We start from the raw sequence: 12,240 nt of genomic DNA, 5'->3' as shown, positions 1-12,240 counted from the left end.
TTTGTAATAGACTATATTAATAGATTCAAATTTCTTTAGAGGAGTGTTTATAGATGAAGCTATTGTCATACCGATTAAACGATAAAATTTATTTTGGTCCAAAAGTAAAAAAAGAAGAAGCAGTATGGGATGTACTTACTATTCAAGAAGAATTACAAGTGCTACCTAATTTTCCTGCAACTATCGTCCAAGGTGTCAGCTTCGGGATGGATTTTATTGAACAAATACGTGTTTTAATAGAAACAGCTTTAAAAGAAGAGGATCCAAATCGTTTTAAACGCTCATTTACAGAAATTGAATGGCTATCACCGATACCTCGCACACCAAAAAATGTAATGGCAATTGGTAAAAACTATGCGGATCATGCAAAGGAAATGGGTGGGGTAGCGGAGGACTTTGTTGTATTTACAAAGGCTCCAACAACTATTGCAGCAGATGAACAAACATTACCAGTTCACTCAGAGGTTACTACTTCCTTAGATTACGAGGGAGAGCTTGCCATTGTTATAGGAAAAGAAGGGAAAAACATTCCATCCAAACTTGCGTATGATTATATCTTTGGATATACAATTGCCAATGATATAACAGCACGAGACCTACAAAAGAAACACCAACAGTTCTTTTTAGGAAAAAGTTTAGATTGGTCATGTCCGATGGGACCTTATGTCGTGACGAAGGATGAGATTCCAAACCCGCAGGACTTAACGATCGTTACAAAAGTTAACGATGAAATACGTCAAAATGGAGTTACCTCCGATATGATTTATTCAGTTGAGAATATTATTTGTGAAATATCCAAAGTTGTAACCTTGGAGCCTGGAGATATCATTTTAACAGGCACACCTGCTGGAGTAGGTAAAGGGTTTAATCCTCCAAAATTCTTGAAATCAGGCGATATTGTGAAAGTTTCTATAGAAGGAATCGGAACGCTTGTAAACAAGTTTGAGTAATGGTAGTTTAAAAGTGGTATAGTAAAGATATATTAAAATTAACGTTGAGGTGAAACAATGGATTTCTTAGCAAGTACGCACTTACACATAACAACTTGGGTAGTAGCATTAATTTTATTTTTTGTTGCTCTAGCAATGTCTAATTCAAAGGTTGTTCATATGATCTTACGTTTAGATTATTTGCTAATCATCCTTACAGGAGTTGCTTTATTCATCAAAGGGATGGATTATGGAGAAGGCATGCTGTATGGCTTGAAGTTTATAGCTGGTATTCTTGTAATTGGTATGATGGAAATGACTTTAGTTAAAAAAGCAAAAGGTAAACCATATACGACGTTCCTTGTATTAGTATTTGTGTTCTTCTTTATTGCTTTATTCTTAGGATTCAAGCTTCCAATGGGTATTAATTTCTTAGCGTAATTATTAAAACTCTCATGTTTACATGGGAGTTTTTTTGTATTTAAATAAAAAGTTTATACCCATTGTAATACAGGGAAGAGCGATGGTAGATTTTTGCTTCGGTAGACGCTATCCTTATGGTGAGCTAGAAGCTATTACCCATATCTGAAGTGATGATTTATATAGTCCCTTTAAGAAGCTATGGTGAAAATGAAGGTTGATTTAAGATTCAACCCTCTAGAGCAATAATAAAAAGATGATAATATTGATTATAGTCATTCATTTTTCCAAAAGGGAGGTTAACCCATATGATCTATCTGAAAAGCTTCAAGCTTTCTCCTCATACAGTCAATAATCCAAATGCATATCCATACAATGTGTTAAAAAAAATAACTGGAGAAGTGTTAGTCTTTCATAACATTACAGTAGTGTATGGTAACAATGGTTCCGGTAAGTCCACACTATTAAATTTAATGGCAAACAAGCTTAAAATTACAGGGGCTGAGGAAATAACAAATAATAGCCATAACATGTACCCGTTAGATTACATATCAGAATGTTCATACGCGCTAGGTGAAAATAAGAGTGACGGAGAGTCAGATCAACTACCGTATAATAGTTTGTACATCAAAAGCGAAGATATTTTATATGAGATCAAGAAGATTCAGCAGGAGGCAGTTCTTAAGGAAGGTTACCTGTACCAACACTCTAGGTTGGGATATACTAAGGAACATTTGGAAGAGTTGAAACATTCTTCACAGATGTACAAACAAATGAAGATTATGAATTTTTCTAATGAGAAGTATTCTAACGGTGAGACATCCATGCAAATATTTGATGAATATCTTGTCCCAAACGGATTATACTTGCTCGATGAACCTGAAACCTCTCTTTCTCCTACAAACCAAATTCAGTTGGCAGAAGAAATCAATAAACTCGTAAGGTTTTTTGACTGTCAATTTATTATAGCGACACATTCTCCATTTATGTTGGGAACACTAGATGCTAAGATTTATAACCTTGACGCACCCCTTTTGACAACAAATAGATGGACTGAGCTTGAAAACGTAAGATTTTTCTACGACTTTTTCAATAATCGGAAGAATGAATTTGAATAATCTGCAGAAACATCTGCCGGTTCTTCAGAACGCATATAATAGCCAGCCAAACTAGCCACTTAATGGTTGAATAAATAAAGCAATATACTTCTAATAACTTTTCGAAAAAAATAAGTAAGTGAATCAATTTCATAATTCCTATTTTTATAGAAGAATATGAACATTAAAGATAAACCAATTAAAATCATGTGCTTATTAAAGAGTAAAGTAGAATTGATTTTCGCTCTAGGCGGACGCTTTCCGTGGGGTGAGCGATAAGCCATCACCCATCGCTAACGCGCATGGTTGTGATGTCTTATCTGTCTCACTCATCCCACAGGAGTCGCCGCCTGCCGCTGCAATCAATACAGAGATAATATTCGTGTTTCATTGTTGAAACGCTATTTATAAAATTAACTCAAGTATGACTCTTTTAAAAAAAGGCATAGAGCTCGCGAAATTACATCTTCGCGAGCTACTTGACCAATAGAGAAGTTATTTATTCCTTTATTAGCTAAAACGCATTTATTCCGTTTCTAATAGTTGTAGGGAGGCGACGGAGAGAATTAAGCCATAAGATTACCGAAAGTAGAGTGTTGTCGTGACGGTAGTCACGACAACACTCCTAAAACTTCTCCGATAATGATATGGCCAAAGTCTATCCCAAAGCCGACCGGAAACGAATAGGCACCAGCTTAAGGTTTTTATACCTCAAAATAGGAAGTAAAGATTTAATGGTTTATCATTAAAGATATACATATCCTTCTTATTAGCCCTTTCAAAAAATAAGTAAGAATTATTCTTTAAAAAAGCGAAGAGCTCGCGAAATTACATCTTCGCGAGCTACTTGACCAATAGAGAAGTTATTTATTCCTTCATTAGCTAAAATCCTTTATTCCGTTTCTAATAGTTGTAGGGAGGCGACGGAGAGAATTAAGCCATAAGATTACCGAAATTAGAGTGTTGTCGTGACGGTAGTCACGACAACACTCCTGAAATTTATCCGATAATGATATGGCCAAAGTCTATCCCAAAGCCGACCGGAAACGAATAGATTCCGACTTGGTTTTATATCTTGTTGTCAAAGGAAGAATAGAACAACTTAGTATATGACACAGTTTGGACGAATACTTTTTTATTTTCTACCGATTTCTGTTTAAAACATAGCGAATGAAACGTAGCTTTGTTAAAATTAACGATGATAAGTCTTGTTTTAGGGTATAAATAAACAAGACAATTTTATGTTTACCCGATGTAGAGGAGGATTACCTTGAAATTTAAAAAATGGCTTGTTTGTATTGTACTTTTCAGCAGCCTATGGATGACAACTGCTTTTAGTGCTCAAGCAGAAGCTGATTCATCTATACAAAATGAAAGTATTTATGACTTATATGTTGATCGATATTTTAATAGCACTGTTGCTAATGACTACAATGTTAATACGAAAGATCATCTTGCTTTCGCTGGTGGAGACTTTAAAGGAATCATGGATAAAATGGATCATATACGTGATTTAGGCTTCACGATTTTATCGATTGGTCCAGTTTTCTCAACGGAATCCTATGATGGTAAAGCAATTTTAGATTTTAATGAAATTGAAAAACATTTTGGAACAGCTGATGAATTAGAGGCTTTGATTGAGAAAACACATACTCAAAAGATGAAACTAATGATAGAATTTCCATTGAATAACTATAGTACGCAGCATACTTGGGCAAGTGAAGAGGACAAGCAAGATTGGATTATATCCAAAGACGGTGTACTACAACTAGATTTAGAAAATTCAGAAGTACAAACAGAACTTATAGACACGATTGTAGCTTTTGCTAATAAGTACAAAATTGATGCAGTGAAGCTTTCTGAAATAGAAGGCGCACCTACAGAATTTATAAACGAAATGATTACAGCATTAAAAGAAGTAAGGAATCCAATGTACGTTATAGCATTAGAGGAAAGCGATGCGAATTTTGATGTCAACTATTCAGAACAACGCATGGTCGAACTAAGAGATGCGTTCAAAAACACGGATTACCCTTCAGATGTTATTAGTTCTGTTGAATCCAATGATTTACTCTTAATTGATAATTTAGTATCAGAACGTTTTACTTACCATAGTGCTTTGGAAAACATGTTCCCTCCGACGCGTATTCGCACTGCTATTGGAACCCTACTGACATTACCTGGAGTTCCTTATATGACATATGGAACGGAAATTGCGATGAACGGTCAGGTACCAGAAGAAAGCCATCAAATCATGAATTTTCGTGTGGATGAAGAATTAATCGAATATATCCAAGACGTTAACTCCATTCGCAATAAATCGGCTGCACTTAGATCTGGTGACATAGAAGTACTAAAAAATGAAAATGGTTATGCAGTATATAAGCGTGAATCAGGTGAAGAAACGTTTATCATAGTCGTAAATAATACTAGTGCTACTCAACGTATTGATCTTTCAAGTAAAGTGATCGGCGAAGACAAGGAAGTTAGAGGGATTTTTGAATCCGATTTAATTAGAAGCACGGATGACGGCTCCTACCGCATAGTTATAGATCGCGAAATTGTGGAAGTCTTTCAAGTAACAGACCGCAAAGGTTTAAATACAGCTTATATAATCGCTATGGTAATCTCTTATTTGTTGTTTATCGTATTCCTCGTAATTGTTTGGAAAAAAGGAAAACAAAGAAGAAGAGACGATGAAAACAAAGCGAAATAATTAAAAAAACTATCTCTTGAGTGCCAAGAGGTAGTTTTTTATTAGTTAGAAAATTATTAAATTACGAATCTTTAGATGAATTGTTGTCTAGCTCCATCGCCTTGTCCCTCGGGGGCAAATGAATAAAAGGGACTCGTTGCAAAACAAGAAAGTTTGCGGTAGCAGAGGAACTGCCTCTTCGCTTTTCTCCATTTTCCGGGGCAGACCTAGGCGCTTGCGCTTTTCTTGTTAGCTATGATCTGTATGAAGTGGAGGTAGGATTAACCAACCTTTTTCCTTCGTTAACTGCAATAATTTTGCACCTAATTGAGCTTTTTTCATATGGAATTGACCATACATTGTAGCTATGTCTTCTCTTGTAGAAATACCCATTGCCTTACTGCAGGCTACTAATCCTGCTGCACCATCGATTGCTAACGCAGCTGCAATTTCAGGATCATTGAATTTTGCACCTGGTGGGATATTTTCCACTTGAGCTACAGGACGCTCAGGAGGGGCAGGTGGAAGTCCAATGCCATTTTCCTTGAGAATTCTTTCCAAATACTTGTTTTCATCCTTCATGGCATCCACGGAATCTTCAAGAATTTTTTTAAAATCTGTATCTCCTGCGTGATTATAAAAGGTTTGGTGTGCAGCAATTAATCCTTGGTTGGTTGTTAAATTAGTCCAAATAGCAAAAACTTCACCACAGTGTAATGGTTGCTCTTTTTGATTCCCAGATAAAATACCCATTTTTTCACTCCATTTCGTCTTAAGTCGACATGATTTTTTCAGGTCGACCTTATTATGTGACAACATGGAGGAACTATTCTAGTTCCAATAAAAAAGACAAATCTGCTGGAAGATTTGTCTTTTAATCTATTAAAAGTTTTATGCTTCTTTGTTCAAAAAGAAGACAGAGATTGCTCCAGGTCCAGTGTGGGCACCAATTGTGGAACCAATCATATGAATTTCTACATCTGTAGGCTGCATTTTTTCTAATATCATTTCTTTTAGTTCTTGTGCTCGATCTAATACGTCTGCATGACTAATAGCAATTACTTGTCCTTCTAGATTTCCTCCGCGTTCCTCGACTAATTCTACTATACGCTTCATTACTTTTTTAGTGCCGCGAATTTTTTCAATCGGTACAAGTTTGCCCTCTTCTACATGTAGTACAGGCTTGATGTTTAATAGGCCACCGATAAATGCACTTGCTTTTGATACTCGTCCACCGCGGGCCATATAATCTAAGTCATCTACAGTGAAAAGATGCTCCATATGCTTAGCATTATATCTAATTTTCTCTTCTATTTCTGTATGGCTTAGTCCTTCATCTCTTAGCTTTACCGCTTCTTTTACAAGCAGTCCATATCCAAGGGAAGCACATTTTGAATCAATGATCGTTAGCTTCATCTCGGGATATGTCTCTATTAATTGTTCCTTCATCATGACAGCTGTGCTATAAGTTCCTGAAAGCTCAGAAGAGAAAGCGATGTAAATACCCGGTTCTCCCGATTTAGCAAGGTCCTCAAAAATACGTAGGAAATGTTCAGGAGAAGTTTGAGAAGTTTTAGGTTGCTTACCGTTTCTTATCTCGGCGTATACCTCTGTTGAATTAATATCGTTTATGTCTTCATATTCTTTATCGTCAATATGAACACGAAGTGGTGCTAACTCGACTTGATTTGTTTCAAAAAATAATTTTGGTAAGTCACTTGCACTGTCGGCAAATATTCTCATTTTTGTCCTCCTAAAATTTGTGAATTATATTAATTCAATTTTAATCTTTCTTTTAAGAATTCTGCAATACCATCTTCATTATTTGTTGCAGTAATTTCATTTGCGATATTTTGCAAAGGGGAAATAGCATTACCCATTGCGACACCAACGCCAGCATATTCAATCATTTCTAAATCATTGTCCTCGTCTCCAAATGCAATAATTCTATCTTTAGGGATATTTAAATATTTGGATACATGGTCTAGACCTACTGCCTTATTTAGACCGTGTCTAACAATTTCAATAACATCCCAAGGTGCTCCCCAACGGCGGTGGTCAATAACTTCTGCATGTACTTCTTTCAGATGCTTGCGAACATCGTCTATTGAATTTTCTTCAGCATGTATGAGAAGACTAGTAGGATCCGCTTGTAAAAATTGACGAAGGTCACCAGTAGTTATATTGGGATTTCCTTGTACTAAAGCGGAGATCATTTGTTCATCATGATAATGTAAGTATACGTCATCTAGGACTTCTGCGAGCATATTTTTTATCGAATAGCTTTGGACGGCCTCAACTACTTCTTTTACAACTTTCAAGCTAATTGGTTTATGTATCATTTGCCATGAACGATTTCTTGGATGATGTACGAATGCCCCATTGAAGTTGACAATAGGTGTAGTTAGCCCAAGTTCATGATAATACATTTCACTTGCGCGATAGGGTCTACCCGTTGCAATCATTACTTCATGCCCTTCATCCTTAGCCTTTAATAAAATTCTTTTAGTGTTATCAGAAATAACCTTTTGGTCGGTTAATAAAGTTCCATCTAAGTCTAATACGATTAAGTGTCGTTCCATGTGCATATTCCCCCTCATCTTATTAAAGTTTATCTTGTTCCAGATGTTCCGTCAAAATGTATTAGTTCGCGATTTTGTAAAAAAACTTTTACTTTGCTAAAATAGTAATATAACGAATAAGGGGTGTATATTCAATGATTACTAATTTAGAAAATTGGGGAGACATCCCTGTGCTACATATATCAGAAGAAAACTTTACAAATAATGCTCCCGTAGTCTTTTTCCTTCATGGTTTTGAGAGTGCAAAAGAGCATAACCTTCACTATGCGTATCAGTTAGTCCAAAAGGGTTGCAGAGTAATTATGCCTGATGCCCATTTACATGGAGAACGTGATATACATCTTGACCAAATACAGATCAGCCTTCGTTTTTGGGAAATTGTTTTAACATCAATCGAAGAGCTAGGTAAACTAAAAAAAGAATTAAACACACGCGGATATGACAACGGACAAAAAATAGGTTTGGCTGGAACCTCTATGGGCGGTATTACTACACTGGGCTGTTTAACGGCCTACCCCTGGATCGATGCAGCTGCTATTATGATGGGAACCCCGGGATATGTAAACCTTGCTAAAGATCAAATGACTTTAGTTGAGCAAAGAGGATTTAAGATTCCAATGAATGAAGAAGAAAAGAAAAAAATGTTTGATACACTTTCTATATTTGATGCTTCTAAGCAATTAGAGAAACTAGAAAATAAGCCATTATTTTTCTGGCATGGCATGAAGGATGAAGTAGTGCCTTTCGCACCTACTGCCAAATTTGTTGAAGAATTGATTGAAAAATATAGTGATTCTCAGATTGAGTTTATGAAAGAGAAAAGCGTTGGTCATGCAGTTTCAAGAAAAGGTATGCTTCGTGCAACGGAATGGTTAGCTAACCGTTTGGCATAATTGATATATCTTTGTTATGATGAATGAAAGATGTAAGGAGGTATTAGTATGGATCAAGATATGAAAGATAGTATGATGGCTGCCCTGGAAAATGTTATTGACCCAGAGCTTGGCGTAGATATTGTTAATTTAGGTTTAGTATACGATGTGGATCTAACTGATGAGGGACAAGCAACAGTTACGATGACATTAACTTCTATAGGATGCCCGATGGGTCCAATGATAGTAGATCAGGTTAAAACAGCACTAGCTGAGCTACCTGAGGTTAAAGACACTGAGGTTAATATTGTCTGGAACCCGCCATGGTCAAAAGATAATATGTCTCGATATGCAAAAATTGCATTAGGTATTCGATAATTATAATAACTTCTCTATTCATAAGAGAAGACATTTAAAACAAAAACAAGGCATCTTCTGTTCAAGTCGAACAGGAAGTGCCTTGTTTGATTATACGCGTTTTTTTGTGAATTATAAGAGTCGTTTTCCTGAGCTGCTTAGGATTTGAGACTGAATGCAGCGAGGGAAAATCCTGGAGTCGTGCCCACGAAAAGCGTCCGCAAATGGAAATCAACATTATAAACAAGTGAGTAAACGAACGACAATCGTTCACTTACTCTAATTAATCTATCCGACAAACGCAAAGAGGACAGCTTTCGCACTGGTTTTCTCTTCTTAATAACTCTAAATCGTTTATCGTAATAATACCTTTATGAAACGAAATTAGACCCTCGCTTTTCATATCATTTAACATTCGATTAACTACTTCCCTACTCATCGAGCAAAGGTTAGCTATCTCCTGATTAGTAAGTGAGAAATTAATTTTAATCTTACCATCAGACAATGGTTCACCATACGTGTTACACAAGCGTATTAAAGTAGAATATAGAGCGCCTTTTTTACCATAAAGCATCAAATCACGAAACCTTGTCTGGTTTTTTAAGTAAATAAGCTGTATATATTTTGTCCATTCCACCATTAACTGAGTAGAATTAACAAGAAAATTTTCTAATTTATTTTTTGGTAGCACTAATAGCTGTGTAGTCTCCAACGTAAGAGCAGAAAAGCTATGATGAGTATTATCTGCGAAAACACCAGATTCACCTATACAGTTTTCGGGACCTACTATTCTTAAAGTGAGTAATTTGCCACCCTCTGTATCTTTATTAATCGCAATAGAACCGCTTACGATAAAATATACGTCTTGTGCTAGTTCGCCTTCTACATAAACCGAACGATCCTTCTCTAATTTTATAATAGAACCGTATTGTTTAAATAATAACCTAATATCTGGGGATACTAAAGTATGATCCACCTCAACACCACCTTTATATGTACCTATAAATATAGCATATATTCCGTTACATAAAGCTTAATACTTTACAAATTATGCTACAAGGATTTATATTTATAATAGTCAATAAAGGTCAAAGTTTTGTGAAATGGAGCTGTTAATTATGCAAATGAACCAACAAGATCAAAAAAGTCCTTTAGAAACGTACGGACGTAATTTAGTAAATGCAGTAAAAGACGGCAAAATGGACCCGGTTATCGGTAGAGATCAGGAAATTCGAAATGTCATTCGTATTTTATCAAGAAAGACTAAAAATAATCCTGTTCTGATCGGAGAGCCAGGGGTTGGTAAGACCGCTATTGTAGAAGGATTGGCACAAAGAATTGTAAAAAAAGATGTACCAGAGGGCTTGAAGGATAAAGAGATATTCGAATTAGATATGAGCTCGCTAATCGCAGGAGCAAAGTATCGTGGGGAATTCGAAGAAAGGCTTCAAGCAGTACTTAAGCAAATCAAAGAGAGCGAAGGAAAAATCATTTTATTTATTGATGAAATCCACACAATAGTTGGTGCTGGGAAATCAGATGGTGCCATGGATGCGGGGAATATGTTAAAGCCAATGCTCGCACGAGGAGAACTGCACTGTATTGGAGCGACTACTCTTGATGAATATCGTATGTATATTGAAAAGGACCCAGCTTTAGAGCGCCGTTTTCAGCAAGTATTAGTAAGAGAACCCTCCGTAGAGGATACAGTATCCATCCTTCGCGGTTTAAAGGAACGCTTTGAATTACATCATGGTGTACGTATACACGATCGAGCAATTGTAGCAGCATCTCAGCTTTCCAACCGCTATATTACAGAACGTTTTCTTCCTGACAAGGCAATAGACTTAATAGATGAAGCATGTGCCATGATTCGTACGGAAATAGATTCAATGCCTCAAGAGCTGGATGAAGTAACAAGAAGAATGATGCAGCTCCAAATTGAGGAGCAAGCGCTGATGAAAGAAAAGGATTCAGCTAGCAAAAAGAGATTAGAACAATTGCGTCAGGAATTAGAGGAGTTAGACAAGTCCTCAGCAGATATGCGTAAAAAATGGGAATCAGAGAAAGAGTCCATTCAAGTAGTTCAAAAAAAGAGAGAGCTGTTAGACCGCTATCGTAGAGAGTTAGAGGAAGCAGAAAATAAATACGATTTAAATAAAGCAGCAGAGCTACGTCATGGTAAAATACCACCTTTAGAAAAGGAACTTCAATCATACGAAGATGAGATAAACAATGATTATGATTCACGTTTACTTCGTGAAGAGGTAACTGCTGATGAAATAGCCCATATTATTTCAAGGTGGACGGGTATACCTGTAACTAAGCTGGTAGAAGGAGAAAGAGAAAAACTTCTCCGTCTCAAAGAAACATTAGGAGAGCGTGTAGTTGGTCAAGATCAGGCAGTACAATTAGTGACAGAGGCTGTTTGGCGCGCACGAGCAGGCATAAAAGATCCAAATAAACCAATTGGCTCGTTTCTCTTCTTGGGGCCAACTGGTGTAGGTAAAACAGAACTAGCTAAATCTTTAGCCGCAAACCTGTTTGACTCAGAAGAACATTTCATTCGTATAGACATGTCCGAATATATGGAAAAGCATAGCGTATCTCGATTAGTCGGTGCACCTCCAGGATATATAGGCTATGAGGAAGGTGGTCAACTTACAGAGGCTGTGCGAAGAAATCCATATTCTGTAGTGCTATTAGATGAAATAGAAAAGGCTCATCCAGATGTTGCTAATATTTTGTTACAGCTGATGGATGATGGAAGGATTACAGATAGCCAGGGAAGAATCGTCAATTTTACAAATACGGTTGTCATTTTGACTTCCAATATAGGCTCCCAATATTTATCCAATACCACAGGGGAAGTTTCAGAAACGGACGAGGAACTGGTAATGACTGCTCTTCGCGCACACTTCAAGCCAGAGTTATTAAACCGTATGGACGACATTATAATGTTCCACTCCTTAACGACTCATCACTTTGAATTGATTGCGAAAAAGTATGTAAAACAACTACAGAATCGTTTGTTGGAGCAGGAAGTTACATTAGAGGTAGAGGAAAATGTCTATACGTGGATCGTGGAAGAGGGAACAGATGCAGCTTATGGTGCTAGACCGCTCAGAAGATTTATTCAACGATATCTCGAAACAGCAGTTGCAAAAATGCTAATTGGAGGGAATGTCCTGCCTGGTAGCACAATTGTAGCGAGCCTGGAGGATGGCCAGCTAATGGTGAAATAGTATCGCTATACAGCTATCAAATAAAAAAACTCCCTTTTGAAGG

At 36.7% G+C, this 12,240-nt stretch carries 11 protein-coding genes; 7 read left to right on the top strand and 4 right to left on the bottom strand.

Features of this window, described 5'->3' with window-relative positions:
- Positions 1–53 precede the first annotated feature (53 nt).
- The 4 genes from MKX96_RS14690 to MKX96_RS14675 all read left to right on the top strand — a co-directional run bounded on the left by MKX96_RS14690 (position 54) and on the right by MKX96_RS14675 (position 5,162).
- A complete protein-coding gene (locus MKX96_RS14690) occupies positions 54–950 on the top strand; it encodes a fumarylacetoacetate hydrolase family protein (RefSeq protein ID WP_340884634.1) in 897 nt (298 codons plus the stop codon).
- A gap of 57 nt (positions 951–1,007) precedes the next feature.
- Positions 1,008–1,370: a YisL family protein gene (locus tag MKX96_RS14685; RefSeq protein WP_340884632.1), complete on the top strand. Its 363-nt coding sequence runs from the start codon at positions 1,008–1,010 to the stop codon at positions 1,368–1,370.
- 287 nt (positions 1,371–1,657) lie between these two features.
- Complete coding sequence (locus MKX96_RS14680; RefSeq protein ID WP_340884630.1) at positions 1,658–2,467, top strand: AAA family ATPase; 810 nt, start codon at positions 1,658–1,660, stop codon at positions 2,465–2,467.
- 1,249 nt (positions 2,468–3,716) lie between these two features.
- Positions 3,717–5,162, top strand: coding sequence for an alpha-amylase family glycosyl hydrolase (locus MKX96_RS14675; RefSeq protein WP_340884627.1), 1,446 nt, complete (start codon positions 3,717–3,719; stop codon positions 5,160–5,162).
- 228 nt (positions 5,163–5,390) lie between these two features.
- Here the strand turns inward: MKX96_RS14675 and MKX96_RS14670 are convergent, their stop codons facing one another.
- The 3 genes from MKX96_RS14670 to MKX96_RS14660 form a co-directional block, all read right to left on the bottom strand.
- Positions 5,391–5,894: a DUF3231 family protein gene (locus MKX96_RS14670; protein ID WP_340884624.1), complete on the bottom strand. Its 504-nt coding sequence runs from the start codon at positions 5,892–5,894 to the stop codon at positions 5,391–5,393.
- Positions 5,895–6,032: 138 nt separating this feature from the next.
- Positions 6,033–6,884 (bottom strand): DegV family protein, encoded by an 852-nt coding sequence (locus MKX96_RS14665; protein ID WP_340884621.1) that lies wholly within the window; start codon positions 6,882–6,884, stop codon positions 6,033–6,035.
- 29 nt (positions 6,885–6,913) lie between these two features.
- Complete coding sequence (locus MKX96_RS14660; RefSeq protein WP_340884619.1) at positions 6,914–7,723, bottom strand: Cof-type HAD-IIB family hydrolase; 810 nt, start codon at positions 7,721–7,723, stop codon at positions 6,914–6,916.
- A 134-nt stretch (positions 7,724–7,857) separates the two neighbouring features.
- On the opposite strand from MKX96_RS14660, the gene MKX96_RS14655 reads away from it, so the two are divergent.
- Positions 7,858–8,616, top strand: a complete 759-nt coding sequence (locus MKX96_RS14655; protein WP_340884617.1) for a prolyl oligopeptidase family serine peptidase — start codon at positions 7,858–7,860, stop codon at positions 8,614–8,616.
- Between the two features lie 48 nt (positions 8,617–8,664).
- A complete protein-coding gene (locus tag MKX96_RS14650; protein ID WP_169361026.1) occupies positions 8,665–8,973 on the top strand; it encodes a metal-sulfur cluster assembly factor in 309 nt (102 codons plus the stop codon).
- A 262-nt stretch (positions 8,974–9,235) separates the two neighbouring features.
- On the opposite strand, the gene MKX96_RS14645 is transcribed toward MKX96_RS14650, so the two are convergent.
- Positions 9,236–9,928: a Crp/Fnr family transcriptional regulator gene (locus MKX96_RS14645; protein ID WP_340884613.1), complete on the bottom strand. Its 693-nt coding sequence runs from the start codon at positions 9,926–9,928 to the stop codon at positions 9,236–9,238.
- Between the two features lie 142 nt (positions 9,929–10,070).
- Between MKX96_RS14645 and MKX96_RS14640 the strand changes: the two genes are divergently transcribed.
- A complete protein-coding gene (locus tag MKX96_RS14640; RefSeq protein ID WP_340884610.1) occupies positions 10,071–12,197 on the top strand; it encodes an ATP-dependent Clp protease ATP-binding subunit in 2,127 nt (708 codons plus the stop codon).
- Positions 12,198–12,240 lie beyond the last annotated feature (43 nt).

Source organism: Psychrobacillus sp. FSL W7-1493 (genome assembly GCF_038004905.1).
Lineage (GTDB): Bacteria > Bacillota > Bacilli > Bacillales_A > Planococcaceae > Psychrobacillus.
The sequence above is the reverse complement of the archived record's forward strand: the minus strand, read 5'-3'. Positions and strand labels throughout refer to the sequence as shown.